The following is a 25,307-nucleotide window of genomic DNA, read 5'->3' on the forward strand; positions in this document are numbered from 1 at the left end:
CTCGGGCGGGGTGCTTGTGGGACTCCCTCCCCTAACCCCTCCCGCAGGCGGAGGGGGATTGCGTGGTGATTGCGGTAGATGCGGGGGCTAGAACGCTCCTGTGTTGGACGCGTAATACAGGGCATTTACCTGTGCGCCCCGTTGCTCTAGCTCTCCTCTCATGACCGATACCGCAGCGCCGTCCTACGCCCCCTCCTATGTCGACCCTGCCGCCCGCCGCGGCGGAATGGCGGCTCGTCCGGGGCGTGTGGAAGTTCCTCGTGGTGATCAAGGACGCGCTCGTCCTGATCGGGATGCTGTTGTTCTTCGGCTCATATTCGCGGCGCTCAATGCGCGCAGGGTACGACGGCGATCAAGGACGGCGCCCTGGTGCTCGACCTCAACGGCTCGATCGTCGAGCAGCCCGAGGAGCAGGCCGCGTTCGCCGCGCTGTCGGGGCAGAGCACGACTCGCCAGTTCCGGCTGCGCGACGTGTCCGCTCGATCGATACCGCGCGGACGGATGCGCGGGTGAGGTTCTGGTGCTCGATCTCGACAGCTTCGGCGGCGCGTATCCGGCGGCGCTGGGCGAAGTCGCGATGCGCTGGCGCGGGTGCGCGCGAGCGGCAAGCCGGTGCTCGCCTATGCGACCGCCTACACCGATGGCGGCTACCGACTCGCAGTCAACGCCAGCGAGGTCTGGGTCAATCCGCTGGGCGGCACGATCTTCATGGGTCCGGGCGGCAACCAGCTCTATTACAAGGGCCTGATCGACAAGCTCGGCGTCAACGCGCACGTCTACCGCGTCGGCCGCTACAAGTCGTTCGTCGAGCCTTATACGCGGGCGAACCAGAGCGAGGACGCAAAAGCGGCTAGCACCGCGCTGTACGGCACGCTGTTCTCGCAGTGGCGCGAGGCGATCGCGAAGGCTCGTCCAAGGCACAGATCGCACAGTTCATGAGCGCGCCGGACAAGGTGATCCTCGCGTCGAACGGCAACATCGCCGAGGCCAATCTGCGCGCAGGGATCGTCGACAAGCTCGGCGACCGTACCGCGTTCGGACGGCGCGTGGCCGAGATCGCCGGGTTCGACGCCAAGAAGCCCGCGGGCAATTACACCGCGATCAAATACGACGCGTGGGTGAAGGCGAACCCGTTGCCGACCGCAGGCGACGCGATCGGCGTGCTGACGATCGCTGGTGAGATCGTCGACGGCGAGAGCGGCCCCGGCAAGGCGGCGGGCAAGACGATCGAGAAGGCGGTGCTCGACGGGCTCGCGAAGAAGACGCTGAAGGCGCTGGTTGTGCGCGTCGATTCGCCGGGCGGATCGGTGCTGGCGTCCGAGCAGATCCGGCTCGCGATCCTCGAGGCCAAGCGGCAGAAGCTGCCCGTGGTCGTGTCGATGGGTGGCCTGGCGGCGAGCGGCGGATACTGGGTGTCGACTCCGGCGGACGTGATCTTCGCCGAGCCGGGCACGATCACCGGCTCGATCGGTATCTTCGGTGTCGTGCCGACCTCGAGAACGCGCTCGCGAAGATCGGCGTGACCAGCGACGGCGTGAAGACCACGCCGCTGTCGGGCCAGCCCGACATCACCGGCGGCACCACGCCAATGTTCGACGCCATCGCGCAGGCGGGGATCGAGAATGGCTATCGCGAGTTCGTGAGCCGCGTGGCCGCATCGCGGAAGATGACGCCGGCGCGGGTCGACGAGATCGGCCAGGGCGCGTCTGGGACGGCGGCACTGCGCGCCAGATCGGACTGGTCGACCGGTTCGGCACGTTGCAGGACGCGATCGACGAGGCGGCCAAGCGCGCCAAGCTCGATCCGCCAAGGTGCATGCCGAGTATCTGGAGAAGAAGCCGGGCTTCCTCGCGACGATCGCGCAGGATTTCGGCAATGATGGTGACGACGACGCTGGCGGCGGCGATGCATTCGCGCATGTCGCGGCGGACCGGCGCCAGATGCTCGCGCGTGCGGTCGGTGACATGAAGCGGCTGGCGACGTCGGGCTCGATCCAGGCGCGCTGCCTGGAGTGCGGCGGGATGGGTCCGACGACGGCGGGCTTGGGCGATGCCAGCTGCTCGACCTGCTGCTGGCACGGATCGGTTCTGATGATGTCCCCGCGTCTCAGGCCGCAACTGGCAACGGCGGCGGGATCGTCATTCGGGCCGCGGTCCCCGAGGATGCCGCGTCAATCGCGGCGATCTACGCGCCGCACGTGCTGGTCGGGACGGTGTCGTTCGAGACCGAGGCGCCCGATGCGCGGCAGATGCGCGGGCGGATGGCGGCGTCGGATGGGCTGTACCCGTGGCTGGTCGCGACGATCGGTACAGAGGGTGGCGTGTTGGCGTACGCCTGTGCGTCCGCCTTCCACAAGCGCGAGGCGTACCGGTTCGCGTGCGAGACCACGGTGTACGTCGCGGATGCGGCGCAGCGGCAGGGTGCGGGGCGACTGTTGTACGAGGCGCTGATCGATACGCTGCGGGCGCAGGGGTTTACGCAGGCGATCGGGGCGATCGCGTTGCCGAACGATTCGTCGATCAAGCTGCATGAGGCTGTCGGGTTTCGCCGCGCGGGGTGTACCGGGAGGTCGGGTACAAGAACGGGCAATGGATCGATGTCGGGCACTGGCAGTGCACGTTGGCCGAACCTTCGACTCCGCCGGTCGAGCCGAAGCGGTTTGCGGATGTTGGTGTAGTGCGAGGGTGATGTTTTCGCGCCTCATTCTAGAAGGCGCACACGAACACTCACACCACCCCGGCGGAGGCCGGGGCCCAATTGGTGAGGTTATAGTAACGTAGCGCAGTCCGTCGTTGGCAACGTCCCCCAATTGGGCCCCGGCCTTCGCCGGGGTGGTGGAAGATCTAAGATGCTTCTACCGACCAGTAGAGATCAAGCCGACGAATTATGACCGTCGGCTCCAGTTCAACCGCTAGCCCGCTTTCCCTTGTTCTCCCGCGAAGGCGGGAGCCCAGACTGGATACCCGCCTTCGCAAGGAAACATGGTGAGGGCGCGGGAAGTTAGCGGCGCCCACCATACGCAGGCAGCGCCAGATGAAAGCGGATCGCTGCCGCCCTCAACGTGAACCCTGCACTCGCCGCGATCACCGCCGCCAAAGCCAGCGGTACCCCCACCAACACCAACCCGACATAACTCGCCGCCGCCAGCGCCGCCGCGGTCACGTACAGTTCCGGTCGCATCAAAATCGACGCCTCACCCGCCAGAACGTCGCGGATGATGCCGCCGACGCACGCGGTCATCACCCCCATGAGCGCCGCCGGCACCGGTGGCACGCCGTAGCCGAGCGCCTTCGCCGCGCCGTACACCGCATACGCCGCCAGCCCGACCGCGTCGAACCAGCCGAGCGCCTCGTCTTTCCACCAGCGCTCGGGCGTCACCCAGATCAGCAGCGCCATGCCCAGGCACACGCTCGCGGCGCGCGCGTCATGCACCCAAAATACCGGCGCGCCGATCAGCAGGTCGCGCACGGTACCGCCGCCAACGCCGGTGATCAGCCCGAAGAACACGAGCGTCACGAACGTCTGGCCGCGCTTGGCCGCCGCTAGCGCCCCCGAGGCGGCAAACACCGCGAGACCGGCCAAGTCGAACCACGGCGCGGCGACGGGCAGGATCTCGACGGGCAAGGGCACGGGCAACATCGCGGCGGCGTAACCGGCCTGCCATCCAGCGTAAAGCGGGACCGTGGGATGACGTTGCTCGGGCCGAAAACGCGGTGGCTCGAATACGGGCCGCGAAGATGAACGCCAGCATGAACGCGGTGTTGTTTTTGGTTCATGCAACTGGCGCTATAGCGGCTTCGTTATACCAGCAGATCAATTCACTAGGGAGTTACATCATGCGTAAGTTCATTCTGGCCATGGGCCTCGGCGCAATGGTCCTGCCGACCATGCTCGTCCCCGTGTCGGCAGCAGATGCACGTGATCGTCGCGAATGGCGTGGTCGCGACGGCCGCGTCTACTGCAAGAAGAGCAATGGCACGACCGGCACCATCATCGGCGGCGTCGGCGGCGCACTGCTCGGCCGCACGGTCGACACCCGCGGCGACCGCACGGTCGGCACGCTGGGCGGCGCCGTCCTCGGTGGCCTCGCCGGTCGCGCGATCGACAAGGGCACGAGCAACAACAACCGCCGTTGCCGCTGACACTCATCGGCGAAATCAATGCCGCTATTTCGGTAGTGGCGCGTTGTGGAAGGGCGTCGTGGGAAACCGCGGCGCCTTTTTTCTTGTCCGATAAAGGATCAAAACGATGACCACACGCAGCGGTTCGGCAAAGTATGAAGGCCTCGGCAAGGACGGCAAGGGTCATGTCTCGACGCAGTCGGGCGTGTTGTCCGACAGCCCCTACGGCTTCAACACACGGTTCGAGAACGAGCCCGGCACAAACCCCGAGGAGCTGATCGCGGCCGCGCATGCATCGTGCTTCACGATGGCGCTGAGCTTCGCGCTCGCCGGCAAGGGGTATGAAGCCGGCACGCTCGAGACGTCCGCCAAGGTGACCCTCGACAAGGATGGCGACGGGTTCAAGATCACCAAGTCGGCGCTGACGCTCAACGCGAAGGTCGACGGCATCTCGAAGGAAGAGTTCGAGGCGATCGCCGCGGGCGCCAAGGCGAACTGCCCGGTGTCGAAGGTGCTCAACGCCGAGATCACGCTGGAGCACAATCTCGCCGCATAACGACGAGTGCGTATTCGTGATCAGGAGGGCACGGTGGAAACGCCGGGCCCTTCTTGCGTCAGATGATGCCGCCGCCGAGGCTGAGGCGGAGCGCGAAGATGATGATCAGGACGATGTTGAGGTTGCGACCGCCGGTGCTCGACGACAGCGCGCCGACCGCTGCGCCGACGATGCCGATCGGGATGACGAGCCAGTTCATCCAGCCGAGCAGCGGGATGAACGCGACGAGGCCAAGCACCAGGGTGACGAGGCCGATGAGGATCGAGACGATGTTCAGCATAGGGTGGACATGGCGAGTCGGACCGGTTCGGGCAAGATCGGCGTCACGCGCTCGGTTGGGGACATGCGGAAAACGCTTTCTTCACTGCCTTTCGCGCATAGGATGGCGGTGATGACTTTTACCTTGCGCCCCGCCCTGATCCTTTTGCCACTTGCGCTGGCCGCGTGCGGTCGGTCGTCGACCGACCAGCAGGATCTCAACAGCCTCGATGCCGAGCTGACCAATGGCGCGGTGCGCGATCCGGCGCTGACGTCGTCGCTGGGGGGGCAGATCATGGTCGATCCCCGGCTGGCGCAGTCGTCGAATACCGACGCGGTGCGACCGCCGCCCCGACCGGATAGTGGCGCGGTGCCGCCGGAAGGTCCTCTGAAGGCCGATCCGGTCGATCCGCGGACTCTCAAGCGCGCGCCGGCAGCGTCCAACGACTGTCCGGAGTGCAAGACCGCGAACGGCGCGCTGACGCTGGGGGCACTGGCAGAGCGGCAGACGACGCCGGATGCGGGCGTTTGTGCGCAGAAGATCGGCTATTCGGCGGGGTGGGCTAACCGGCTGCCGGCGGACCTGCCGTTGTATCCGGCGGCGCGGTTGACCGAGGCTGCGGGGGCGGATCGGGACGGGTGTCGGTTGCGCGTCGTGAGTTTCGCGAGTGCTGCACCGATGCAGAAGATGCTCGACTGGTATTTTACGAAGGCTAGCGCAGCGGGGTATTCGGCTGGGCATAGCACGGACGGCAGGCAGCATGTGCTGGGCGGGGTTCGGGGGAATGACGCTTATGTGGTGTATGTGACGGCGCGGGCTGGTGGCGGGAGCGATGTGGATCTGGTTTCCAACGCTGGGCGGTGAGGGCGGATTGCGCTGAGATTCACCTCCCCGGCGAAGGCCGGGGTCCAGTTGGGGAACGTCGCTAACGAAGGACAGCGCTCCGTTATTGCCACCTTTCCAACTGGGCCCCGGCCTTCGCCGGGGTGGTGGTGTGGGGCGGCGTCGTTTTCGCTCTCCTTGTTCTCCCGCGAAGGCGGGAGCCCAGACTGGGTCCCCGCCTTTGCGGGGAAACACGTACAGTGCGGCGCCGCATTCCCTCCCCTGCGGCGCACCTTTCCGTTTTGCCCGATACACGCTAGGGCGCGAGAATGCTTCCCCTTCTCTATGTCATGGTCGGTGGTGCGGTCGGATCCGGCGCGCGCTATCTAACTGGCCGCGCGATGCTGTCGTTGCTGGGGCCTGACTATCCCTTTGGTACGCTTGCCGTGAATTTGATCGGTGGGTTGCTGATGGGGGTGCTGGTTGGCGTACTCGCCCGCAATACCGCGTCGGAAACGTGGCGGCTGTTGCTCGGCGTAGGCGTATTGGGGGGATTCACGACGTTTTCGGCGTTCTCGCTGGACGTCGTCACGATGATCGAGCGAGGCGCGATCGGCGTCGCGTTCGGGTATGTTTTGGTGTCGGTGATCGGTTCGGTCGCCGCGTTGTTCGCGGGTCTCTCCGCAGTAAGGGCCGTCGCATGACTGCGGGCAAAAGCGATAGCGATACGGGTTTTCGCGAGTTCAACGTCGGGTTCGACGATGACGGCATCCGGCTCGACCGGTGGTTCAAGCGGCATCTGCCCGACACGAGCTTCACGACGGTGGCGATGTGGGCGCGCACCGGGCAGCTCCGCGTCGATGGCGCGCGCGCGACTCCGGGCGACCGGATCGCGGCGGGCCAGATGCTGCGCGTGCCGCCGCCCGAGGCCGACAAGGCCGCCGCCGACGTCGACAAGCCCAGGCGCGTCCGCGAACGCGTGATCCTGTCGGACGAGGAGACCGAACTCGCGCAGTCCATGGTCATCCACAAGGATTTCCAGGCGTTCGTGCTGAACAAGCCGCCGGGCCTGGCGACGCAGGGCGGGACCAAGACGACGCAGCATGTCGACGGGCTGCTCGACGGATTGCAGTACGACAACGAGGGTCGGCCGAAGCTGGTCCACCGGCTCGACAAGGATACGTCCGGCGCGCTGCTGGTGGCGCGCACGTCGCGGGCGGCGGCGTTCTTTGCGAAGGCGTTTTCGGGGCGGACCGCGCGGAAAGTCTATTGGGCGCTGGTGGTCGACGTGCCGTCGATCGAGGACGGCATGATCGAGCTGCCGATCGCGAAGCAGCCGGGCACCGGCGGCGAGAAGATGCACGTCGACGAGGCCGAAGGCGCACCGGCGCGGACGCGCTACAGGGTGATCGAGCGGGCGGGCAACCGTGCGGCGTGGGTGGAATTGCAGCCGTTTACGGGGCGGACTCACCAGTTGCGCGTGCACATGGCGGCGATCGGGCATCCGATCGTCGGCGATGGGAAGTACGGCGGGGCTGCGGCGTTTTTGACCGGCGGGATCTCGCGGAAGATGCATTTGCACGCGCGGCGGATCAAGGTGGATCATCCGGATGGCGGGTCGATCGACGTCACCGCGGAACTGCCGACGCATTTCGCCGAGAGCCTCAAGCAATTGGGCTTCGAGGAGAAGCTGGGCGACGACCTGGTGCTCGACGAGAAGACCGCGCCGACGCGCGAGCAGATGAAGTCGCGGGCCAAGGCGCATGCGAAGTCGGTGCGGAAAGACCGCAAGGGTGAGCGGCGTGGGCGTGGGGTTGTCGAGGAGAAGGTGACGGGCAAGCCTGCGCCGAAGACGGGTGGACCTCGGACCGGGGCTGGGTCGAAGTTCGGCGCGCCGCGGAGCGGGCCTCGGGTTGAAGGGGCCAAGCCGACTGGGCGCGGGCGTCCGGGTGGAGCTGGGAAGCCTGGGCCTCGGAGTGGGCCTGGGACGCGGTAATTGATGCTCTTCGGCTGACGCGTGCCCTCACCCTTCCCACGGCCGAGCGGCCGCGGGCCCCTTCCCTCTCCCCTGAGGGGAGAGGGGGAAGTAGGTCGGTTAGGCGGTCATCTCACTTTTGGCGCCACCCCGGCGAAGGCCGGGGCCCAGTTGGGAAACGTTTCTAACGAAGGACGGCGCTTCATTATTGCCACCTTTCCAACTGGGCCCCGGCCTTCGCCGGGGTGGCGGTTTGAGGTGGTTGGCCGCACCTTGCCCCCAAGCCGTTCCCCCGCGAAGGCGGGGGTCCAGGGGCCACGACCGTAACGCTGCTTGATCCCTGGGCCCCCGCCTTCGCGGGGGAACTAGTCGCGCCCTACTTCAGCCACCCCAGCAGCAACCGCCGCACGCCCTCCGTCACCGTCCCGAACACGATATGCGACGCCGCGCTGTACAGATGCGTGGTCGGCGCAGTGTTCCACGGCGCATCGCCAAGCCCCGCCGCCGGCACCGCCGCCTCATCCAGCAACACCGTCGTCGTCGCAGCGAACGCGGTGCCGTAGCCAGCGGTCACCGAAGGCCGGTATTCCGCCGCCACCGCGTAAGCAATCCCCAGCCCTGCCCCGAGCGCATAATGCACGACCTGCCCCGCGAGCGGCTTGCGATCGTCGGGGATATCGTGGCCGACCACGACCTGCGACACCTTGTCCGCCGCCTTCTCCGTCGCCGGTTCCGCATCGCTATCCGATGAGGACAGCGCGGCGATGCCGGCCTGGAACAGGTCCATCACCAATGACGCGGCCAAGCCGGCGACGAGTCCCGCAGCGGCGGCGGCCCAGATGTTCGGGGTGTCGGTCTGTGCGTGCGCCATCGTTAAGTCTCCAGAGCTATCCGACACGAACCGTTCGCAGGCGCGCGCGTTCCGGTTTGGCGTTCCCTCGCGTGCACGCGTGATCTACGAGGCGGCGATGCGTTGGAAAATCTCATGACCCGTCTTGCCGTGTTCGATTGCGACGGGACGCTCGTCGATAGCCAGGCGAATATCTGTGTCGCGTGCGAGCGTGCGTTCGAGGGCGCCGGGCTGATCCCGCCGCCACGCCCGGACATTCGGCGGATCGTCGGGCTCAGTCTTGTCGAGGCAATGCAGGTGTTGCTGCCGGAGGCAGACGACGCGCTGCACCGGTTGCTCGCTACCGACTACAAGAATGCGTTCCATGCGATGCGCGCGAGTGGCGAGCTGGCGGACGAGCCGCTGTTCGAGGGGATTGCCGAGGTGATCGAGACGCTCGCCGATGACGGCTGGCTCCTTGGCGTGGCGACGGGGAAGTCCGATCGCGGGCTCGCGCATATCCTCGCCGCGCACGGGATCACCGAGCGGTTCGTGACGTTGCAGACCGCGGATCGGCATCCGTCGAAGCCCGATCCGGCGATGCTGCTCGCGGCGATCGCGGAGGCTAGTGCGAGCGTGGAGACGACCGCGATGATCGGCGATACAAGCTTTGACATGGCGATGGCCCGCACGGCCGGTGTGCGGGCCGTCGGGGTCGCGTGGGGGTATCACGACGTGCACGAGCTTTCCGACGCGGGCGCGGATGTCGTCGCGACGGCCGTGCCGGATCTGCTGCACATGGTGGCTACACGATGACCGACGCCGACAAATTGGCGCAGCGGCGTTGGTTCGTGCTGGTCGCAGTTCGGCTGGCGGGGGTGGCGGGCGCGCTGCTCGGCCTGATCCTGATCGCGCGCGCGCATGATCTCGGGCCGAAGATCCTCGGGACGGCGATCGTGCTGTCGGCGATGGCGATGATCGCGATCGTGCCGCGCAGCCTTGCGCATCGCTGGCGGAGTCCCGACGCGTGAAGCGGTTCTGGAAAGACGTCGCGATCGATACCGACCGGGTGGTGACGCTCGACGGCAAGCCGGTGCGGACGCCCGGGCGGCGACCGCTCGCGTTGCCGAGCGCTGCGCTGGCCGAGGCGGTCGCGGCGGAGTGGCGTGCGGTCGGCGAGACGATCGATCCGCGGACGATGCCGCTGACGGGCCTAGCCAATGCGGCGACCGATCCGATCGCGAACGATCCTGCGCAGTTTGCCGCGCGGCTCGCGGCGTATGGCGAGAGCGACCTGCTGTGTTACCGCGCCGAGGGGCCGCCTCTGCTGGTCGAGCGGCAGGCGGCGTCCTGGGATCCGCTGCTGGCGTGGGCGCGGGGGCGGTATGACGTGACGTTCGCAGTCACCACCGGCGTGATGCACGTCGCGCAACCGGACGCGACGATCGCGCGGCTGCACGAGGCGGTCGCGGCGTATGACGATTTCCGGCTGGCGGGGTTGTCACCGGTGGTGACGTTGACCGGGTCGCTGGTGATCGGGCTGGCGTTGATCGAGGGTGAGATCGATGCCGATGCGGCCTGGGCCGCGGCGGGGATCGACGAGGACTGGTCGGTCGAGATGTGGGGCGAGGATTGGCAGGCGACCCAGTTGCGCGCGTTGAAGCGTAAGGAGTTCGGGGTCGGGGTGGCGTTTTTAGGGCTTCTGTAACCTGCTCCCCTCCCTGGAAGGGAGGGGTTGGGGGTGGGTCGGCCTATTGGCTCACGAGCCGATTCCCAAGCGGCCGACCCACCCCCGTCCCCTCCCTTTCAGGGAGGGGTGAAGATCAGCGCGTCAGGCGGCGGATGAAACCGATCAGCCCGGTCTGGCGTGACCGCTTCAACCGTTCCGCGGCCAGGATCGTCTTCACGCCGCGGATGCAGCTGTCGACGTCGTCGTTGACCAGTACGTAATCATAGCCGTCCCAGTGGCTGACTTCGTTCGCGGCGCGCGACATGCGGGCTTCGATCACTTCTTCCGAATCGGTGCCGCGGCTTGTGAGGCGGCGGTGGAGTTCCTCCATCGAGGGCGGGAAGATGAAGACGCGGACGACGTCGCCGCCGGCGATCTGGAACAGCTGTTGCGCGCCCTGCCAGTCGATGTCGAACAGCACGTCCTTGCCGGCCGCGAGGAGTTCCTCGACCTGCGCGCGCGGAGTGCCGTAGCGGTGGTTGAAGACGTGCGCCCATTCGAGGAACTCGTCCTTCGCAACCATGTCGCGAAAGCCTTCGAGGTCGGTAAAATGGTAATCCTTACCGTCGACTTCGCCGGGTCGCACCGATCGGGTGGTGACCGATACCGACATCTCGAGTTCATGCTCGTCCGCGAGCAATCTGCGCGCGATGGTCGACTTGCCGGCACCGGACGGTGAGGACAGGACGAACAGGACTCCGCGACGACGGAAACCATGCGGGTCGGACGGAAGTGTGTGGGGCATGCGCGCCCTTGCCGCGGACCGCATATGGGCGTCAACCCATGCGCGGCCCGCGCGTGGCATTACGAAGGCGGATTAATAGCCGGCCTTGCGCGCCTTGTTGCGATCATAGGCCTTCTTGGCTGCGTAGCCGCCGCCGAGGATCATGCCGAGCGGGCCCATGCGACGCATCAGGCCCATCGCCACGACGCCCTTTACTGCGCCCGAGGCGCCGCCCGAACCGTCGCGACGACCCATCTCGCGGCCGACCAATGCACTGATAATACGTCCGATCATGCTTCTGACTCCCCGAAAACCTGGTCCTTGAGTTCCGCTGCACCGCGCAGCACTGCCCAGCCGATCGCGTAGGTCACGGCTAGCGGCACGACGATCTTGAGTACGTTGGCGGTGATCGCACCGATGATCGCGCCGTCCGCGTTGCCGTCGTCGCCGCTGAGCGAGTCGATGCCTGCGCCGATCAGCGCGCCTATGGTCGTTGCGCCCACGTAATTTCTCCTGTCCGTGTGGCGGGTTAGCGTTTGGCGGAGGATTGGGTTCCCACGCGCTCGCGTTCTCCTGCGCACGCAGGAGTCCAGGGTTTCGCGCGGCGCGCTTGGTACCCTGGGCTCCTGCGTTCGCAGGAGAACGGAAGGTCAGCGGCCGAGCATCGATTCGGGTTTGACGACGCGGTCGAAAGTTTCGGCGTCTACCAAGCCCAGCGCGAGACCGGCTTCTTTCAGCGTCAGCCCTTCGGCGTGCGCGTATTTGGCGATCTTCGCCGCGGCGTCGTAGCCGATCTCCGGGGCAAGCGCCGTCACCAGCATGAGCGAGCGGTCGAGCAGTTCCGCGATCCGCCCGCGGTTGGGTTCGATTCCATCGACGCAACGTTCCGCGAATCCTTCCATAGCCGTCGCGAGCAGGTCGATCGAGCGCAGCACGTTGGCGCCGATCAGCGGCTTGAACACGTTCAATTCGAGATGGCCCTGCATCCCGCCGACGGTGACCGCGACGTGGTTGCCCATCACTTGCCCCGCGACCATCGTCAGCATCTCGCACTGCGTGGGATTCACCTTGCCCGGCATGATCGAGCTGCCGGGCTCGTTCGCGGGAAGGTCGATCTCGCCGAAACCGCAGCGCGGGCCCGAGCCCAAGAGGCGGATGTCGTTGGCGATCTTGGTCAGCGCGACCGCCAACGTGTTGAGCGTGCCCGACAGGTGGACGAGCGGGTCGTTCGACGCGAGCGCCTCGAACTTGTTGCGCGCGCTGACGAACGGCAGGCCGGTGATTGCCGCCAGTTCACGCGCGATCGCGTCGCCGAACCCGGCTGGCGCGTTGAGGCCGGTGCCGACCGCGGTGCCGCCCTGCGCGAGGATCACCATGCCGTGGCTGATCGCAGGCTCGATGCGGGCACGGCAGCGGTAGAGCTGGTTCGCATAACCGGAGAATTCCTGACCGAGCGTGAGCGGGGTCGCGTCCTGGAGGTGGGTGCGGCCGATCTTGACGATGTCGTCCCAGGCATTGGCCTTGGCGTCGAGCGCGGCGTGAAGCTTGTCGAGCGCGGGGATCAGGCGGTGTGTCGTAGCGATTGCGGCGGCGATGTGGAGCGCGGTCGGGAAGCTGTCGTTGGACGACTGACTCATGTTGACGTGGTCGTTGGGGTGGACCGGCGACTTGCCGCCGCGGGTGCCGGTGAGGACCTCGTTCGCGCGGCCGGCGATGACCTCGTTCGCGTTCATGTTCGACTGCGTACCGCTGCCGGTCTGCCAGATGACGAGCGGGAACTGGTCGTCGAGCTTGCCGTCGATGACTTCCTGCGCGGCGGAGTCGATCGCGGTGGCGATGGTTTGGTCGAGGCCGTGGGAGCGGTTCACGCGGGCGGCGGCTTGTTTGACGAGCGCGAGGGCGTGGACGATCTCGATCGGCATGCGTTCGCGGGTGGCGAAGGGGAAGTTCTCGATCGAGCGTTCGGTTTGCGCGCCCCAATAGGCGGCGGCGGGGACTTCGATCGGGCCGATCGTGTCGGTTTCTGTGCGGGTGGTCATGGCAGAAGAACCTTCCGGGGCTTGCGAGGGATCCCTCGCCCCTTCGGGGAGAGGGAGGGAGGAGCCGCAGGCGACGGAAGGGAGAGGGGCTTGAGGCTCGGAACGCGCGTCCCAATTCCCCTCACCCTTCCCACGGCAAGCGCCGCGGGCCCCTTCCCTCTCCCCGACGGGGAGAGGGACTTTAGAGGGTCACTTTTTCCGTTTGAAATCCACCGCCACGACGTTCGAACCGTCCTCGATCGGCACCGCGGTCGGGCCGTCGTTCTCGGCTTCGTCGTGGTCGCCGAGCGCGTCGTCCGCACCTTCCTGCGCCTGGAAGCGGAGTTCGAAGCTTACGGCGGGATCCTGGAACGCGGTGATCGCCGAGTACGGGATCACCAGCTTCGAGGGCACCTGGTTGAAGCTCAGCCCGATCGAGAAGCGCTCGTCGTCGACGATCAGGTCCCAGTAGCGGTTCTGCATGACGATCGTCATCTCGTCCGGAAAGCGCTCGATCAGGCGCTTGGGGATGTCGACTCCCGGCGCCTGCGTCTTGAAGGTGATGTAGAAATGATGCTCGCCGGGAAGCCCGCCGGCCTCCGCGACCGAACCGAGTACGCGGCCGACCACGGCACGCAGGGCTTCTTGTACGATCTCGTCGTACGGAATCAGGCTATCGGGCAGTCCATCGGTCATATCCCTTGGGTAGCGCCATTCGGATGCCGGTCAAGATTGCATGCGTCGTGGCGCACGTTATGGGGGGTGGCATGCGCACCGCCACGATCACCCGCTCCACCGCCGAGACGGCGATCGACGTCACCGTGAACCTCGATGGGACCGGCGTGTACGACGTCGAAACCGGGGTCGGTTTCTTCGATCACATGCTCGAACAATTGTCGCGCCACTCGCTGATCGACATCCGCGTGCGGACCAAGGGCGACCTGCATATCGACGAGCACCACACCGTCGAGGATACCGGGATCGCGATCGGGCAGGCGTTCGCGCAAGCGCTCGGCGATAAGCGGGGGATTGCGCGGTACGGCGATGCGCTGTCGCCGATGGACGAGACGCTGACGCGGGTGGCGCTGGATATTTCCGGGCGGCCTTGGCTGGTTTGGAAGGACCTGTTCTCGCAGAAGCGCCTCGGCGGCATGGATACCGAGATGTTCGAGCATTTCTTCCACAGTTTCGCGCAGGCGGGCGGCATCACGCTGCACGTCGAGACGCTGTACGGGTCGAACAATCATCATATCGCCGAGGCGGCGTTCAAGGGTGTCGCGCGGGCACTGCGGGCGGCGATCGAGATCGATCCGCGGAAGGCGGATGCGATTCCGTCGACCAAGGGGATCCTCTGATGCTCCCCTCCCGCTTGCGGGAGGGGTCGGGGGAGGGCCTGGCCGCGACCGTTGCACGCGCGGCTATGTCACTCCCTCCCCTAACCCCTCCCGCAAGCGGGAGGGGAATTTGACGCTTGCCCTGATCGATTACGGTGCGGGGAATTTGCATTCGGTCGAGAACGCGTTGCGGACGGCTGGGTGTGTCGATCTGATCGTGACTTCGGACGCTGATGTCGTTGCGAAGGCCGAGCGGATCGTGCTGCCGGGCGTTGGCGCGTACGGCGCGTGCGCTGCGGCTTTGCGCGCGGTGCCGGGGATGGTCGAGGCTTTGAACCGACGGGTGCGCGACGAGGGTGCGCCGTTTCTTGGCATTTGCGTCGGCATGCAGTTGATGGCCGATGCGGGGGAAGAAATTGGGACTCATGCCGGGCTTGGCTGGGTCGCCGGGCGCGTGCGGCGGCTGGAGCCGGGGACTATGGAGGCGAAGGTGCCGCATATGGGCTGGAACGACGTCGTTCCGTCCGTCGCACATCCGCTGATCGAGCCGGGCGAGGCGTATTTCCTGCATAGCTTCGCGTTCGAGGGTTCCGACGTCCTCGCGACGACCGACCATGCCGGCCCCGTCACCGCGGCGATCGGTCGCGACACGATGATCGGCGTGCAGTTTCATCCTGAGAAGAGCCAGCGCTATGGCCTGGCCTTGCTCGAACGTTTCCTGGAGTGGCGGCCGTGAGCCTGATTATCTTTCCCGCGATCGACCTCAAGGCGGGTCAGGTGGTGCGTCTCGCCGAGGGCGATATGGACCGGGCGACCGTGTATGGCGACGATCCGGCGGCGCAGGCGATGCTGTTCGCCGAGGCCGGTGCGGAGCATCTGCACGTGGTCGATCTCGACGGCGCGTTTGCGGGGGCTTCGGTCAATGGCGATGCGGTTCGGGCGATCGTCGCGCAGTTTCCGGGGCATGTGCAGCTTGGCGGCGGGATCCGGACGCGGACGAGCGTCGAGGGCTGGTTCGATCTGGGCGTGTCCCGCGTGGTGATCGGGACGGCGGCGTTGGAGGACCCCGAGTTCGTGCGCGGCGTGGCGAAGGATTTCCCAGGCGGGATCGTCGTTGCGGTCGACGCAAAGGACGGCATGGTCGCGACCAAGGGCTGGGCGGACGTTTCGACCACGAGCGCGGTCGATCTGGCGCGGCGGTTCGAGGATGCGGGGGTGGCGTCTTTGCTGTTCACCGATGTCGGGCGCGACGGGATGCTGAAGGGGTGCAACGTCGATGCAACGGTCGATCTGGCGCGGTCGGTGGACATTCCGGTGATCGCCAGCGGCGGGGTCAAGGGGATCGCCGAGATTCACGTTCTGGCTTTGCATGTGCGGGACGGGGTCGAGGGCGTGATTACGGGGCGGGCGTTGTACGACGGCCGGCTCGATCTTGCTGCGGCGATGAGCGTGGCGAAGGCAGCAGGATGATTCACGCGGAGACGCGGAGACGCGGAGAGAAGTTGAGCGCCGCAGGCAGAAACTTGTTCGCGCAGAGGCGCAGAGGCGCGGAGAGTAAGAAGTTAGGCCTTGCTCCCTTCCTCTCTCTCAGCGCCTCTGCGCCTCTGCGCGAAATATTCTTCTTAGCGGCTTTGCCGCGTCTCCGCGTCTCCGCGTCTCCGCGTGAACAAAACCTTCGGCCCAACGCATGACGGTCCGCGCGCGCGTCATTCCGTGTCTCGACGTCGCCGATGGGCGCGTGGTGAAGGGGGTGAACTTCGTCGAACTGCGCGACGCCGGCGATCCGGTCGAGCAGGCGCGGGCGTATGATGCGGCCGGGGCGGATGAGTTGTGTTTCCTCGATATCGGCGCGAGCCATGAGGGTCGGGGGACGATTCTCGACGTCGTGCGACGGACCGCGGCGGTGTGTTTCATGCCGTTGACGGTTGGCGGCGGGGTGCGGACGGCGGACGATGCGCGCGCGCTGTTGCTGGCGGGAGCGGACAAGGTGGCGGTCAATTCAGCGGCGGTCGAGCGGCCGGAACTGGTTGCGGATATCGCAGAGCGGTTCGGCAGCCAGTGCTGCGTCGCGAGTGTCGATGCGCGGCGTTCCGGTGAAGGCTGGGAAGTGTTCACGCATGGCGGTCGGCGCGCGACCGGGATCGATGCGATCGCGCATGCACTGAAGCTTGCCGAACTGGGCGCAGGCGAGTTGCTTGTCACCTCGATGGACCGTGACGGCACGCGGAGTGGTTACGACCTCGACCTGATCCGGGCGATTTCCGATAGAGTGAGCGTGCCCGTGGTCGCTAGCGGTGGCGTCGGCGGGCTCGACGATCTGGTGGCGGGGATCCGCGACGGGCATGCGAGCGCGGTGCTGGCGGCGTCGATCTTCCATTTTGGGCAGGCGTCGATCGGCGATGCGCATGCTGCGCTGGCAGCGGGGGGGATTCCTGTGCGCTCGCCGGTTCGGCCGGCCTGATCCGATGATAGCGCTGCCCTTTCTCGCGGTGCAGTCGGGGCATAGCGGCATCGTCCATCCGCGTACCGGGCCCGAACTGTCGGACATCGCGCTGTTCGTGTTCGCGGTGATGGGCGTGTTCCTCGTGCGGCGGGCGTTGCGGAAGCGGTTTACCAAGACCAAACCGCCCGCAGAGGATTGACCCACCCTCCCCGCTGCGTCAGCACGCAGCGCATGGACCCCGTATTCGACCGCCTCGAGGCGACCATCCGCGCCCGCCGCGATGCGCCCGCCGACACCAGCTATACCGCGAGCCTGTTCGCCAAGGGCCGCCCGAAGATCGCGCAGAAGCTCGGCGAGGAAGCGGTTGAGACGGTGATCGCGGCGTGCTCGGGCGACGAGGCGAGCATCGTGCCGGAAGCCGCGGACCTGATGTTCCATCTGGCGGTGTTGCTGGCCGATGCGGGTTTGAGTTTGGACGACGTGCGCGCGGAGTTGGAACGGCGCGAGGGTGTCGGTGGACTGATCGAGAAGGCTGGGCGAACGGGCTAACCTTCTCCCCTTCCGCTTGCGGGAGGGTTCGGGGGAGGGCATGACGCACATGCTCCGCCGGGATCGGGATGGCCCAGCCCCTCCCATAACCCCTCCCGCAAGCGGGAGGGGAATACATGCCGATCGACGCCACCCAGCCTTATGACGACCAGAACATCTTCGCGAAGATCCTGCGCGGCGAGATCCCGTCGCAGCGGGTCTATGACGACGACTTCGCGATCGCCTTCCATGACATCAATCCGCAGGCGCCGACGCACCTGCTCGTGATCCCCAAGGGTGCGTACGTGTCCTGGGACGACTTTTCCGCGCGCGCACCAGATGCCGAGATCGCCGGATTCATCCGCGCGGTGGGCACCGTCGCGCGTGTCGCCGGCCTTGTCGAACCAGGTTATCGACTGCTCGCAAACGTCGGCCAGGACGGACACCAGGAGGTGCCGCATCTGCATGTTCATGTCTTTGGCGGGCGCCCGCTCGGGCCGATGCTGGCGCGATAGGCCAGCTTCACCGCACTAAAGGATTGCGCGTAATAAAATTGCCATTAGGCTCGGGCGCTTGAGCAAAGGGGGCCATTTGACCCGGCCCTCGCTATCCCCGGGGGACACCGCGTTGATTTTTGGTCGCGTAAAATCGCTGGATGCCATTCTGGCGACGGCAGAGAAAAAGGGTCTGGCGCGAACGCTCAGCGCGTTCCAGCTGACGCTGCTGGGCGTCGGCGCGGTGATCGGCACGGGTATCTTCGTGCTGACGTCCGAAGCCGCGCAGAAGGCCGGGCCGGGCATGTTGCTGAGCTTCGTCGTCGCCGGCTTCGTCTGCGCGGTGGCGGCGCTCTGTTATTCCGAACTCGCGTCGATGGTGCCGGTGTCGGGCTCGGCCTACACATATACCTACGCCGTCACGGGTGAGTTGCTTGCCTGGATGGTCGGCTGGGCGCTGATCCTCGAATATGCGGTCGGCGCGAGCGCGGTTGCGGTGGGGTGGTCGAACCATCTGGCCGGGCTGCTCGACGGGATCGGCTTTCACATCCCCAACGGGTTGCGCAACGCCGATGCGCTGATGGCGAACGTCCAGGTCGCATTCGGCGCGACGCCCAACGCCGATCTGCAAACCGCAATGACCGTTGGCGGGTTCATCAACCTGCCCGCGGTGATCGTCATCGCGCTCGTCACGTGGCTGCTGGTGGTCGGAACGACCGAGAGCGCACGCGTCAATGCGGTGCTGGTGCTAATCAAGATCGCCGCGCTGACCGCGTTCATCGCGCTGACGATCCCGGTCCTCAAGGCCGACAATTTCCATCCGTTCCTGCCCTACGGCGTCGGTAACCCGCTGAGTTCGTCGGGTGTAGGCGTGCTGGGTGCGGCGGCGTCGATCTTCTTCGCCTATGTCGGCTTCGACGCGGTTTCGACGGCGGCGGAAGAGACCAAGAACCCGCAACGCAACGTGCCGATTGGGCTGATCGCCAGCCTCGGCATCTGTACGTTGTTCTACCTGCTGGTCGCATCGGGCGCGATCGGTGCGATCGGTGCGAACCCGGTGACGACCGCCGATGGCGGCGTGCTGGCACCGGGCTCGGCCGAGATGGCTGGGCGTTGTGCGGCGATCGTCGCAGGCGGCGCGATGGAGCCTCTGGTCTGCTCGAAGGAAGCGCTCGTCCACGTGCTTCAGGTCATCAACTGGCCGATCATGGGTCGGCTGGTCGGGCTGGCCGCGGTGCTGGCGCTGCCATCGGTCGTGCTGATGATGATGTTCGGCCAGACCCGCGTGTTCTTCACGATGGCGCGTGACGGCCTGTTGCCCGCCAAGCTCGCGTCGATCCATCCTAAGTTCCGCACGCCACACGTCGTCACGGTCGTGACGGGTATCGCCGCAGCGATCGCAGCGGCGGTGCTGCCGGTCGGCAAGCTCGCGGATTATTCGAATGCGGGGACGCTGTTCGCGTTCATGATGGTGGCGATCTCGGTGATGGTGCTGCGCAAGACCGACCCGAGCCGCAAGCGTCCGTTCCGTACGCCGGCGGTGTACATCGTCGCGCCGCTCGCGATCATCGGTTGCGTCGGGCTGTACCTGTCGCTGCCGCTGACCGCCAAGCTGGTCCTGCCGGGCTGGGGTGCGATCGGGTTGGCAATCTACTTCCTGTATAGCCGCTCGCGCAGCCATGTCGGGATGGGGCTCGATGACGGTGTAGCCGAGGACGACCGGACGCCTCCGGCCAGCCACTGATCGAGTGCGACGAAAAAGGGCCGCGGGAGAAACTCCCGCGGCCCTTTTTTTATGCCTTCGCACCAAGCTTGTTCTCCCGCGAAGGCGGGAGCCCAGTCTGGGTCCCCGCCTTCGCGGGGACACGTGCCTCAGCCGATGTGCTTGGCGGCGAGCGCCTTCATGTCGACCATCGGGCGGGCGCCGACATGGCTGATGATCTCGGCCGCGCAGACCGCACCGAGCTTCAGCGACGCCTGCAGGTCGTAGCCCTGGGCCTGGCCGTGGAGGAACCCCGCCGCGAACAGGTCGCCGGCGCCGGTGGTGTCTACGACCTTGGCGATCGGCTCGGCCTTGACCTCGGCACGCGCGCCGTTCTGGATCGCGCAGGCGCCGTGCTCGCCGCGGGTGACGACCAGGGTCGGGACCTGTGCCGAGATCTTGGCGACGGCTGCGTCGAAGTCGTCGGTCTCGGCGAGCGCGGCCAGTTCGCTCTCGTTCGCAAACAAGATGTCGATCAGGCCGTCCGACAGCAGTTGGCGGAAATCGCCGCCGTGGCGCGAGATGCAGAATACGTCGCTGAGCGTGAAAGCGACCTTGCGCCCTGCCCCGCGCGCGCAATCGATCGCGGCGCGCATCGCGGCGCGCGGCTCTTCCGGATCCCAGAGATAGCCTTCGAGATACAGGATCGCGCTGTCGGCGATCATCGCGGTGTCGATCGCCGCGGCGGGGAGGAACTGCCCCGCACCGAGGAAGGTGTTCATCGTGCGCTGGCCGTCGGGCGTCACGAAGATCAGGCAGCGGCCGGTGGTCGGGTCGCCGGCGCGGACGGGGGTGGCGAACTCGATACCGATGCTGCGGACGTCATGCGCGAAGACCTGGCCGAGTTGATCGTCGGCGACCTGGCCGATGAACCCGCACTTGCCGCCGAGCGCGGCGATGCCGGCGACGGTATTGGCAGCGGAGCCACCGGAGATTTCCATGCCCGGGCCCATTTTGGCGTAGAGCGCGTCGGCTTCTTCCGACGAGAACATGAGCTGCATCGAGCCTTTGGCGACGCCGATCTCGGTGATGAACGCGTCGTCGGCGGTGCTGAGGATGTCGACGATGGCGTTGCCGATCGCGACGACGTCGTAAGTTGGGTTGGACAAGGGGAAACTCCGGGGGTGCGGGAAAGCCCTGCCGTAAATCGCGGGGGGGATTGGTGCAACTGGTGTGGGGGCGCCGCCGCTTTTGGTTAGGTCGGGGCAGAACGACTAAATCCGCCACCCCGGCGGAGGCCGGGGCCCAGTTGGCAAGGTGGTCGTGATAAAACGCGATCCGTCATTACCGCCGTTCCCCAACTGGGCCCCGGCCTCCGCCGGGGTGGTTGCCTTGGTTTCCGGTTTGCGCAGGCTCTGCGGTTCTCGCGGTGCTGAAAAGATAGCTGCATGACACCCTCGCCCACTGCTGTTCCCAAGCGCCTTGGGGGGGCAGGCTCTCGGACGGTGGCCTTGGTTTAGCTGGGCCCCCGCGTCCGCGGGGGAACGGGAAAGGTCGAGCTGCCGAAACGACAGAGACACGACGGAGACACGACGGAGACACGGCGGAAACGCGCGTTGACCTTCCCCTGCCCTCGCGCCATCCCGAGCCGATGCTCCGCGCTCTCCTTCTCTCGATCGGCCAACTTACCGATCCGCCCGTGCTCCGGGTGTTCGTCAAGTCGATGGTCGTCACGCTGCTCGTCTTCGCGCTGCTCGGCGTCGGCGCATGGTGGGGAACGCAAGCAGCGCTGGCGGCGTGGCTTGGTTGGGATGCGGATGGGCTGGCCGCGGCTTTCGCGCTGTTCGTAACGGTCCTGGCGCTGTGGCTGCTGTTCCGTGCCGTCGCGATCGCGGTGGTCGGAATTTTCGCGGACGAGGTCGTCGAAGCGGTCGAGGCTCGGCATTATCCCGACGCGCTGATGACCGCCCGCCCCGTCGCGTTTGCTCGCAGCCTCGCGATGGGGTTACGCTCCGCCGCGCGCGTCGTGCTCGTCAACTTGGTGATGCTGCCCATCTATATCGCGTTGCTCGTCACAGGTGTCGGCACGGCGGCCGCGTTCTTCGTCGTCAATGGCTGGCTGCTGGGGCGCGATCTTGGTGACATGGTTGCGGCACGACACATGGACGCAACGGCGATGCGAGGCTGGCGTGCGACGACCAAGGGGAGCCGGTTCGTGCTGGGGCTTGCGAACACCGGGCTGTTCGTGGTTCCGGTCCTCAACATCGCCGCGCCCGTGCTGGGGGCAGCGATGGCGACGCATTATTTCCACAGCCAGTATTCTCGCAAAGGCCGACCATGACGCGATTGACCACTATAGCCATCGCGCTGGCACTCGGTGGCGGACTGGCCGGCTGCGCCGCTCCGGTAGCTAAGCCCGCGGTCGGACGCCCGGCGATCCCGTACACGAGCGTCGGCCTTGAACGCGTGCTCGGCCAGGATGCCGCCGGCCTGACCAAGCTGTTCGGCCAACCCGATGCCGACGTGCGCGAGGGCAGCGCGCGAAAGCTTCAGTTCCAGAGCGGGATCTGCGTGCTCGACGCGTATCTGTACCCCAAGGGGTCCGACGCCCCCCGCGTGACGTATCTCGACGCGCGAGAACCCGACGGCAGCACGATCGACCGTGCGAGTTGCGTAGCGGCGCTGACACGACGGGAAGGCGGAAAGTAACGCACGGCCGTGCGGTAGGCCAAGGTTTCCGCCTTCAACGCATCCGATAAGGTTCAACCGCGCCGGCTTCGTCGATGAGCAACGGGAGAGCGAGATCGGTTCACCGTGCCGTCGCGTAAGGCGATCGCATACGACCTGCCGACACTATGGACGCGCGCTCCATCACGCCGCACGACGGCGATCCACCCGGGGGGCCGGAGTCAGTGATCGTGTTGAAGACCATGTGGAATATGCCCGCAAAGGTAGTGCGCGAGCATGCGGCGAACGAAGAGGACATCGGCAAGTCCGTCGCCAGCGGATCGTTGCAAGAGATGGTCCGGGCATTCGACGGGTATGACGACGTCGAAGCGGCGGACCTGATCATTCAGTGCGCGGGCCGCGACCGACCGATCACCTGGGAGGAAATCCGGGACCTTCGGCGTATCGAGGCCTAGAGCGCGGGAGATTGACACGCGTCGATATCGTGCTGGTCATGGACTTGGTGCGGCGGAGCGTTATGGGCGCCTGGAGACCCGATAGCGAAAGACGATCATGGCAACGACCGTAATTACCCCGAGCGGCCCCGGCGCGATGGAAGCCGGCCTGATTCTCGACGAAGACGGCCAGCGCTTCGTCGTGCTGACGTTCAAGGAACCGGGGGGCGAGCCCACGCTAGTCACCTTCACGGTTCCGATTTTCCAGCATTATGTCGAGCATCTTGTCCGCACTGCCGCATCGGCTGACGATGAGGCGAACTGGGGCATTCCCGGTTGAGCCTAGGCGGCGGGCAACTCGTCCGGAACAGGCCCTGCTTCAGGGCGCTGGCCGCTCCACCTGAGCCTCGGCCAGATACACGCCGAACAGCCCCTCGGGATCGGTCCACGCCGCCACCGGCGTCCACCCACCGGACCGCAGCAGGATCCGCGCATCCCGTGCGCCATATTTGTGCGAGTTCTCCGTATGGATCGTCTCGCCCTCGGTCATCTCGAACGATCGCCCATCGACGGTGAACACAACGTCGCGCACCGCCTCTAGGTGCATCTCGATCCGAGCGCGATCGTCGTTCCACACGGCTTTGTGTCGGAACGCGTCGACCGGGATGTCGCCGTTTAGTTCGCGATTGATCCGCTCTAGCAGGTTCAAGTTGAACGCCGCGGTCACGCCCTGCGCATCGTCATACGCGGGCACCAGCACGTCTTCGCCCTTGATCCGGTCCATCCCGATCAGCAGCATCGCGCCGACGCCGAGCGACGACCGCATCGCGCGCAGCAGATCGACCGCCATCAGCGGGATCATGTTGCCGATCGTCGACCCCGGGAAAAACCCGAGCTTGGGCGTATCTGCAATCGTCTTCGGCAAGCTCAACGGCCGCATGAAGTCCGCCTCGAACGGCAGCACGAGCAGGTCCGGAAACTGGTCGCCCAGCACCTTCGATGACTCCCGCAGGAAATCACCCGAGATATCGATCGGCACGTATACCGACGGCGCTACGGCATCGAGCAGGATAGGCGTCTTGGTGGACGACCCCGAGCCGAACTCGACGACCGCACGCCCTGCGCCCGCAAGCGTCGCAACTTCGGGACACGCGGTCTCAAGGATCGAGCGCTCGGTCCGCGTCGGATAATATTCGGGCAGATCGGTGATCTTCTCGAACAGCTCCGACCCGCGCCGATCGTAGAACCACCGTGCCGGGATCGCCCGCGGCCGCCGCGCGAGCCCGTCCAGCACATCCGCGCGGAATTGCGGATCGGCGAGCGTCTGCTGGCCATCCTCGATCTCAGGCTTCAACATCAGATATCTTTCGCGAGACGCACGCCGGTGAACTGCCACCGTTGATGCGGATAAAAGAAATTACGGTAGCTCGTGCGCGCATGCCCACGCGGCGTGGCACAACTGCCACCGCGGAGGATGAACTGCGAACTCATGAACTTGCCGTTGTATTCGCCGACGGCGCCCGCCGCAGTCACGAAGCCGGGATACGGCCGGTACGCGCTGCCGGTCCACTCCCATACGTCGCCGAAAAACGCCGGACCGTTTGCCGCAGGCCGAGGCTCGACTGGCCCCGCCACATCCATCTGGTTGCCACCGTTCGCGTCATGCGACGCCGCCGCCGCCTCCCATTCGAACTCGGTCGGCAACCGTGCGCCAGCCCAGCTCGCATACGCATCCGCCTCGAAGAAGCTCACATGCGTCACCGGCGCCGCCGGATCGATCGCGCGCCGCCCGTCGAGCCCGAACCGCGTCCAGCCCGCCTCGCCCTGTTCCCAATAGAGCGGCGCGACGATGCCCTCCGCCTTCACCCAGGCCCAGCCATCCGCCAGCCAATGCCGCGCTTCGGTGTAGCCGCCGTCGGCGATGAACGCCGCCCATTCGCCGTTCGTCACGGTCCGGTCGGCGATCGCATGCGGCACGAGCAAGGCAGCGTGACGCGGTCCCTCGCAATCGAACCCGAACCCATCGCCGTCATGCCCGACCTCGACGATCCCGCTCTCGCGCGCGATCCAGCCGATCGGCCCCGGCATCTCGACCGGCACTTTCCGCGGCGCCGGCCACATCGCTGGCTCCAGCGGATTCTCGGAAAACATGTGGAGGATGTCGGTCACCAGCAATTCCTGGTGCTGCTCCTCGTGATGACACCCGAGCGCCACAAGCGCCTGTGCATCCGCCGACAACCCGGGCAGCGCATCGAGCAGCGCCGCATCGACATGCGCGCGGTACGCCCGCACTTCGTCGAGCGACGGCCGCGTCACCATCCCGCGCCGGTCGCGCGCATGGCGCCGCCCCTCGGCCTCGTAATAGCTGTTAAACAGGAACGGAAACCGCTCGTCATGCAGCGCATAGCCACCGACGTGATCGCGCAACACGAAAGTCTCGAAGAACCACGTCGTATGCGCCAGATGCCATTTGGTCGGCGAGGCATCGTCCATCGACTGCACCGTCGCATCGGCATCCGACAGCGGCGCGGCCAGAGCAAGCGACAGCGCTCGTACCGCTGAAAAACGCTCGCTCAGATCCGACGAAAGAGCGGGGGTGAGATCGGGACGAATAGGCTGCGGCATCGGTTATCCTTCAATGCGTCGCCCAG

The 25,307-nt window shown here is 66.3% G+C and carries 36 protein-coding genes; 25 read left to right on the forward strand and 11 right to left on the reverse strand.

Annotated features, from left to right (window positions below; genetic code table 11):
* The first annotated feature begins 369 nt into the window (after positions 1-369).
* The 5 genes from E5673_RS19890 (at position 370) to E5673_RS00010 (ending at position 2,677) form a co-directional block, all read left to right on the forward strand.
* On the forward strand, positions 370-513 hold the full coding sequence (locus E5673_RS19890; RefSeq protein WP_247599489.1) for a hypothetical protein: 144 nt from the start codon (positions 370-372) through the stop codon (positions 511-513).
* Positions 514-591: 78 nt separating this feature from the next.
* Positions 592-939 (forward strand): S49 family peptidase, encoded by a 348-nt coding sequence (locus E5673_RS19895; protein ID WP_247599490.1) that lies wholly within the window; start codon positions 592-594, stop codon positions 937-939.
* Positions 936-1,523, forward strand: coding sequence for a S49 family peptidase (locus E5673_RS20130; RefSeq protein WP_281727877.1), 588 nt, complete (start codon positions 936-938; stop codon positions 1,521-1,523). The genes E5673_RS19895 and E5673_RS20130 overlap by 4 nt, the downstream gene beginning before the upstream one ends.
* Positions 1,520-1,879: a hypothetical protein gene (locus tag E5673_RS19900; RefSeq protein ID WP_281727878.1), complete on the forward strand. Its 360-nt coding sequence runs from the start codon at positions 1,520-1,522 to the stop codon at positions 1,877-1,879. The genes E5673_RS20130 and E5673_RS19900 overlap by 4 nt, the downstream gene beginning before the upstream one ends.
* 132 nt (positions 1,880-2,011) lie before the next feature.
* On the forward strand, positions 2,012-2,677 hold the full coding sequence (locus E5673_RS00010; RefSeq protein WP_348769877.1) for an N-acetyltransferase family protein: 666 nt from the start codon (positions 2,012-2,014) through the stop codon (positions 2,675-2,677).
* Positions 2,678-3,000: 323 nt separating this feature from the next.
* On the opposite strand, the gene E5673_RS00015 is transcribed toward E5673_RS00010, so the two are convergent.
* Positions 3,001-3,639 carry a TRIC cation channel family protein gene (locus tag E5673_RS00015; RefSeq protein WP_136188455.1) on the reverse strand — a complete coding sequence of 213 codons (639 nt, stop codon included), beginning with the start codon at positions 3,637-3,639 and terminating at the stop codon, positions 3,001-3,003.
* Positions 3,640-3,836: 197 nt separating this feature from the next.
* Here E5673_RS00015 and E5673_RS00020 point away from each other — a divergent pair, with 197 nt between their 5' ends.
* Together E5673_RS00020 and E5673_RS00025 are read left to right on the forward strand one after the other, a co-directional pair.
* Positions 3,837-4,142 (forward strand): glycine zipper 2TM domain-containing protein, encoded by a 306-nt coding sequence (locus E5673_RS00020; protein WP_136188456.1) that lies wholly within the window; start codon positions 3,837-3,839, stop codon positions 4,140-4,142.
* 106 nt (positions 4,143-4,248) lie between these two features.
* Positions 4,249-4,677, forward strand: a complete 429-nt coding sequence (locus E5673_RS00025; RefSeq protein WP_136188457.1) for an OsmC family protein — start codon at positions 4,249-4,251, stop codon at positions 4,675-4,677.
* Between the two features lie 58 nt (positions 4,678-4,735).
* Here E5673_RS00025 and E5673_RS00030 read toward each other — a convergent pair whose 3' ends face one another.
* Positions 4,736-4,957, reverse strand: coding sequence for a hypothetical protein (locus E5673_RS00030; RefSeq protein WP_132737284.1), 222 nt, complete (start codon positions 4,955-4,957; stop codon positions 4,736-4,738).
* Positions 4,958-5,068: 111 nt separating this feature from the next.
* Between E5673_RS00030 and E5673_RS00035 the strand changes: the two genes are divergently transcribed.
* The 3 genes from E5673_RS00035 to E5673_RS00045 all read left to right on the forward strand — a co-directional run bounded on the left by E5673_RS00035 (position 5,069) and on the right by E5673_RS00045 (position 7,754).
* The gene (locus E5673_RS00035; protein WP_247599491.1) at positions 5,069-5,800 is read left to right on the forward strand and encodes a hypothetical protein; all 732 of its coding nucleotides are present in this window, start codon (positions 5,069-5,071) and stop codon (positions 5,798-5,800) included.
* Between the two features lie 287 nt (positions 5,801-6,087).
* Positions 6,088-6,462, forward strand: coding sequence for a fluoride efflux transporter CrcB (crcB, locus tag E5673_RS00040; protein ID WP_056489728.1), 375 nt, complete (start codon positions 6,088-6,090; stop codon positions 6,460-6,462).
* A complete protein-coding gene (locus E5673_RS00045; RefSeq protein ID WP_136188459.1) occupies positions 6,459-7,754 on the forward strand; it encodes an RluA family pseudouridine synthase in 1,296 nt (431 codons plus the stop codon). Before crcB ends, E5673_RS00045 begins: the two co-directional genes overlap by 4 nt.
* Positions 7,755-8,109: 355 nt before the next feature.
* Here E5673_RS00045 and E5673_RS00050 read toward each other — a convergent pair whose 3' ends face one another.
* Complete coding sequence (locus E5673_RS00050; RefSeq protein ID WP_136188460.1) at positions 8,110-8,604, reverse strand: DUF1440 domain-containing protein; 495 nt, start codon at positions 8,602-8,604, stop codon at positions 8,110-8,112.
* A gap of 114 nt (positions 8,605-8,718) precedes the next feature.
* On the opposite strand from E5673_RS00050, the gene E5673_RS00055 reads away from it, so the two are divergent.
* Genes E5673_RS00055 through E5673_RS00065 form a run of 3 tightly spaced genes read left to right on the forward strand, consistent with a single transcriptional unit; the run spans position 8,719 to position 10,270 of the window.
* Entirely contained in the window at positions 8,719-9,378 is a 660-nt protein-coding gene (locus E5673_RS00055) for an HAD-IA family hydrolase (protein WP_136188461.1), read from the forward strand.
* On the forward strand, positions 9,375-9,593 hold the full coding sequence (locus E5673_RS00060) for a hypothetical protein (protein WP_121904415.1): 219 nt from the start codon (positions 9,375-9,377) through the stop codon (positions 9,591-9,593). Before E5673_RS00055 ends, E5673_RS00060 begins: the two co-directional genes overlap by 4 nt.
* Complete coding sequence (locus E5673_RS00065; protein WP_136188462.1) at positions 9,590-10,270, forward strand: ATP12 family protein; 681 nt, start codon at positions 9,590-9,592, stop codon at positions 10,268-10,270. The genes E5673_RS00060 and E5673_RS00065 overlap by 4 nt, the downstream gene beginning before the upstream one ends.
* 115 nt (positions 10,271-10,385) lie before the next feature.
* On the opposite strand, the gene gmk is transcribed toward E5673_RS00065, so the two are convergent.
* The 5 genes from gmk to E5673_RS00090 form a co-directional block, all read right to left on the reverse strand.
* Positions 10,386-11,036, reverse strand: coding sequence for a guanylate kinase (gmk, locus tag E5673_RS00070; protein WP_056489738.1), 651 nt, complete (start codon positions 11,034-11,036; stop codon positions 10,386-10,388).
* A 72-nt stretch (positions 11,037-11,108) separates the two neighbouring features.
* On the reverse strand, positions 11,109-11,309 hold the full coding sequence (locus E5673_RS00075; RefSeq protein ID WP_056052077.1) for a hypothetical protein: 201 nt from the start codon (positions 11,307-11,309) through the stop codon (positions 11,109-11,111).
* A complete protein-coding gene (locus E5673_RS00080) occupies positions 11,306-11,518 on the reverse strand; it encodes a hypothetical protein (protein ID WP_056052081.1) in 213 nt (70 codons plus the stop codon). The genes E5673_RS00075 and E5673_RS00080 overlap by 4 nt, the downstream gene beginning before the upstream one ends.
* Positions 11,519-11,665: 147 nt before the next feature.
* Positions 11,666-13,054, reverse strand: a complete 1,389-nt coding sequence (gene fumC / locus E5673_RS00085) for a class II fumarate hydratase (protein ID WP_136188463.1) — start codon at positions 13,052-13,054, stop codon at positions 11,666-11,668.
* Between the two features lie 189 nt (positions 13,055-13,243).
* Positions 13,244-13,729: a ClpXP protease specificity-enhancing factor SspB gene (locus E5673_RS00090; RefSeq protein WP_056052087.1), complete on the reverse strand. Its 486-nt coding sequence runs from the start codon at positions 13,727-13,729 to the stop codon at positions 13,244-13,246.
* A gap of 71 nt (positions 13,730-13,800) precedes the next feature.
* Between E5673_RS00090 and hisB the strand changes: the two genes are divergently transcribed.
* The 8 genes from hisB to E5673_RS00125 all read left to right on the forward strand — a co-directional run bounded on the left by hisB (position 13,801) and on the right by E5673_RS00125 (position 19,576).
* Positions 13,801-14,388, forward strand: a complete 588-nt coding sequence (gene hisB, locus E5673_RS00095) for an imidazoleglycerol-phosphate dehydratase HisB (RefSeq protein WP_136188464.1) — start codon at positions 13,801-13,803, stop codon at positions 14,386-14,388.
* Positions 14,389-14,497: 109 nt separating this feature from the next.
* Positions 14,498-15,103: an imidazole glycerol phosphate synthase subunit HisH gene (gene hisH, locus E5673_RS00100; RefSeq protein WP_136188465.1), complete on the forward strand. Its 606-nt coding sequence runs from the start codon at positions 14,498-14,500 to the stop codon at positions 15,101-15,103.
* The gene (hisA, locus tag E5673_RS00105; protein WP_136188466.1) at positions 15,100-15,837 is read left to right on the forward strand and encodes a 1-(5-phosphoribosyl)-5-[(5-phosphoribosylamino)methylideneamino]imidazole-4-carboxamide isomerase; all 738 of its coding nucleotides are present in this window, start codon (positions 15,100-15,102) and stop codon (positions 15,835-15,837) included. Before hisH ends, hisA begins: the two co-directional genes overlap by 4 nt.
* A 217-nt stretch (positions 15,838-16,054) precedes the next feature.
* Positions 16,055-16,828 carry an imidazole glycerol phosphate synthase subunit HisF gene (gene hisF, locus E5673_RS00110; RefSeq protein ID WP_136188467.1) on the forward strand — a complete coding sequence of 258 codons (774 nt, stop codon included), beginning with the start codon at positions 16,055-16,057 and terminating at the stop codon, positions 16,826-16,828.
* A gap of 4 nt (positions 16,829-16,832) precedes the next feature.
* Positions 16,833-17,009 (forward strand): hypothetical protein, encoded by a 177-nt coding sequence (locus E5673_RS19495; RefSeq protein ID WP_168711535.1) that lies wholly within the window; start codon positions 16,833-16,835, stop codon positions 17,007-17,009.
* Positions 17,010-17,041: 32 nt separating this feature from the next.
* Entirely contained in the window at positions 17,042-17,359 is a 318-nt protein-coding gene (locus E5673_RS00115; RefSeq protein ID WP_120301286.1) for a phosphoribosyl-ATP diphosphatase, read from the forward strand.
* A 116-nt stretch (positions 17,360-17,475) separates the two neighbouring features.
* A complete protein-coding gene (locus E5673_RS00120) occupies positions 17,476-17,853 on the forward strand; it encodes a histidine triad nucleotide-binding protein (protein WP_136188468.1) in 378 nt (125 codons plus the stop codon).
* A 112-nt stretch (positions 17,854-17,965) separates the two neighbouring features.
* Entirely contained in the window at positions 17,966-19,576 is a 1,611-nt protein-coding gene (locus tag E5673_RS00125) for an amino acid permease (RefSeq protein WP_136188469.1), read from the forward strand.
* A 128-nt stretch (positions 19,577-19,704) separates the two neighbouring features.
* On the opposite strand, the gene E5673_RS00130 is transcribed toward E5673_RS00125, so the two are convergent.
* Positions 19,705-20,703, reverse strand: a complete 999-nt coding sequence (locus E5673_RS00130; protein WP_136188470.1) for an adenosine kinase — start codon at positions 20,701-20,703, stop codon at positions 19,705-19,707.
* A gap of 482 nt (positions 20,704-21,185) precedes the next feature.
* Here E5673_RS00130 and E5673_RS00135 point away from each other — a divergent pair, with 482 nt between their 5' ends.
* The 4 genes from E5673_RS00135 (at position 21,186) to E5673_RS00150 (ending at position 22,996) form a co-directional block, all read left to right on the forward strand.
* Entirely contained in the window at positions 21,186-21,875 is a 690-nt protein-coding gene (locus E5673_RS00135; protein ID WP_136188471.1) for an EI24 domain-containing protein, read from the forward strand.
* Complete coding sequence (locus E5673_RS00140) at positions 21,872-22,243, forward strand: hypothetical protein (RefSeq protein WP_136188472.1); 372 nt, start codon at positions 21,872-21,874, stop codon at positions 22,241-22,243. The genes E5673_RS00135 and E5673_RS00140 overlap by 4 nt, the downstream gene beginning before the upstream one ends.
* 146 nt (positions 22,244-22,389) lie before the next feature.
* On the forward strand, positions 22,390-22,677 hold the full coding sequence (locus E5673_RS00145; RefSeq protein ID WP_136188473.1) for a hypothetical protein: 288 nt from the start codon (positions 22,390-22,392) through the stop codon (positions 22,675-22,677).
* Positions 22,678-22,774: 97 nt separating this feature from the next.
* Positions 22,775-22,996: a hypothetical protein gene (locus E5673_RS00150; RefSeq protein ID WP_136188474.1), complete on the forward strand. Its 222-nt coding sequence runs from the start codon at positions 22,775-22,777 to the stop codon at positions 22,994-22,996.
* 39 nt (positions 22,997-23,035) lie between these two features.
* Here the strand turns inward: E5673_RS00150 and egtD are convergent, their stop codons facing one another.
* On the reverse strand, positions 23,036-24,013 hold the full coding sequence (gene egtD / locus E5673_RS00155) for an L-histidine N(alpha)-methyltransferase (RefSeq protein WP_136188475.1): 978 nt from the start codon (positions 24,011-24,013) through the stop codon (positions 23,036-23,038).
* Positions 24,013-25,281, reverse strand: a complete 1,269-nt coding sequence (gene egtB, locus E5673_RS00160; protein ID WP_136188476.1) for an ergothioneine biosynthesis protein EgtB — start codon at positions 25,279-25,281, stop codon at positions 24,013-24,015. The genes egtD and egtB overlap by 1 nt, the downstream gene beginning before the upstream one ends.
* Positions 25,282-25,307 lie beyond the last annotated feature (26 nt).

This window comes from Sphingomonas sp. PAMC26645, from assembly GCF_004795835.1.
Lineage (GTDB): Bacteria > Pseudomonadota > Alphaproteobacteria > Sphingomonadales > Sphingomonadaceae > Sphingomonas.

What these genes read in the sequence shown, in the direction of transcription:
- E5673_RS00030 (WP_132737284.1), bottom strand. Translation starts at nt 4,957, where the DNA reads ATGCTGAACATCGTCTCGATCCTCATCGGCCTCGTCACCCTGGTGCTT.
- E5673_RS00120 (WP_136188468.1), top strand. Translation starts at nt 17,476, where the DNA reads ATGCCGATCGACGCCACCCAGCCTTATGACGACCAGAACATCTTCGCG.
- E5673_RS19495 (WP_168711535.1), top strand. Translation starts at nt 16,833, where the DNA reads ATGATAGCGCTGCCCTTTCTCGCGGTGCAGTCGGGGCATAGCGGCATC.
- E5673_RS00020 (WP_136188456.1), top strand. Translation starts at nt 3,837, where the DNA reads ATGCGTAAGTTCATTCTGGCCATGGGCCTCGGCGCAATGGTCCTGCCG.
- E5673_RS00135 (WP_136188471.1), top strand. Translation starts at nt 21,186, where the DNA reads ATGCTCCGCGCTCTCCTTCTCTCGATCGGCCAACTTACCGATCCGCCC.
- E5673_RS00015 (WP_136188455.1), bottom strand. Translation starts at nt 3,639, where the DNA reads ATGTTGCCCGTGCCCTTGCCCGTCGAGATCCTGCCCGTCGCCGCGCCG.
- E5673_RS00140 (WP_136188472.1), top strand. Translation starts at nt 21,872, where the DNA reads ATGACGCGATTGACCACTATAGCCATCGCGCTGGCACTCGGTGGCGGA.
- E5673_RS00150 (WP_136188474.1), top strand. Translation starts at nt 22,775, where the DNA reads ATGGCAACGACCGTAATTACCCCGAGCGGCCCCGGCGCGATGGAAGCC.
- E5673_RS00145 (WP_136188473.1), top strand. Translation starts at nt 22,390, where the DNA reads ATGGACGCGCGCTCCATCACGCCGCACGACGGCGATCCACCCGGGGGG.
- E5673_RS00075 (WP_056052077.1), bottom strand. Translation starts at nt 11,309, where the DNA reads ATGATCGGACGTATTATCAGTGCATTGGTCGGCCGCGAGATGGGTCGT.
- crcB (WP_056489728.1), top strand. Translation starts at nt 6,088, where the DNA reads ATGCTTCCCCTTCTCTATGTCATGGTCGGTGGTGCGGTCGGATCCGGC.
- E5673_RS20130 (WP_281727877.1), top strand. Translation starts at nt 936, where the DNA reads ATGAGCGCGCCGGACAAGGTGATCCTCGCGTCGAACGGCAACATCGCC.
- egtB (WP_136188476.1), bottom strand. Translation starts at nt 25,281, where the DNA reads ATGCCGCAGCCTATTCGTCCCGATCTCACCCCCGCTCTTTCGTCGGAT.
- fumC (WP_136188463.1), bottom strand. Translation starts at nt 13,054, where the DNA reads ATGACCACCCGCACAGAAACCGACACGATCGGCCCGATCGAAGTCCCC.
- E5673_RS00115 (WP_120301286.1), top strand. Translation starts at nt 17,042, where the DNA reads ATGGACCCCGTATTCGACCGCCTCGAGGCGACCATCCGCGCCCGCCGC.
- gmk (WP_056489738.1), bottom strand. Translation starts at nt 11,036, where the DNA reads ATGCCCCACACACTTCCGTCCGACCCGCATGGTTTCCGTCGTCGCGGA.
- E5673_RS00060 (WP_121904415.1), top strand. Translation starts at nt 9,375, where the DNA reads ATGACCGACGCCGACAAATTGGCGCAGCGGCGTTGGTTCGTGCTGGTC.
- E5673_RS00025 (WP_136188457.1), top strand. Translation starts at nt 4,249, where the DNA reads ATGACCACACGCAGCGGTTCGGCAAAGTATGAAGGCCTCGGCAAGGAC.
- E5673_RS00035 (WP_247599491.1), top strand. Translation starts at nt 5,069, where the DNA reads ATGACTTTTACCTTGCGCCCCGCCCTGATCCTTTTGCCACTTGCGCTG.
- E5673_RS00045 (WP_136188459.1), top strand. Translation starts at nt 6,459, where the DNA reads ATGACTGCGGGCAAAAGCGATAGCGATACGGGTTTTCGCGAGTTCAAC.
- hisB (WP_136188464.1), top strand. Translation starts at nt 13,801, where the DNA reads ATGCGCACCGCCACGATCACCCGCTCCACCGCCGAGACGGCGATCGAC.
- hisF (WP_136188467.1), top strand. Translation starts at nt 16,055, where the DNA reads ATGACGGTCCGCGCGCGCGTCATTCCGTGTCTCGACGTCGCCGATGGG.
- E5673_RS00050 (WP_136188460.1), bottom strand. Translation starts at nt 8,604, where the DNA reads ATGGCGCACGCACAGACCGACACCCCGAACATCTGGGCCGCCGCCGCT.
- egtD (WP_136188475.1), bottom strand. Translation starts at nt 24,013, where the DNA reads ATGTTGAAGCCTGAGATCGAGGATGGCCAGCAGACGCTCGCCGATCCG.
- E5673_RS00055 (WP_136188461.1), top strand. Translation starts at nt 8,719, where the DNA reads ATGACCCGTCTTGCCGTGTTCGATTGCGACGGGACGCTCGTCGATAGC.
- E5673_RS00090 (WP_056052087.1), bottom strand. Translation starts at nt 13,729, where the DNA reads ATGACCGATGGACTGCCCGATAGCCTGATTCCGTACGACGAGATCGTA.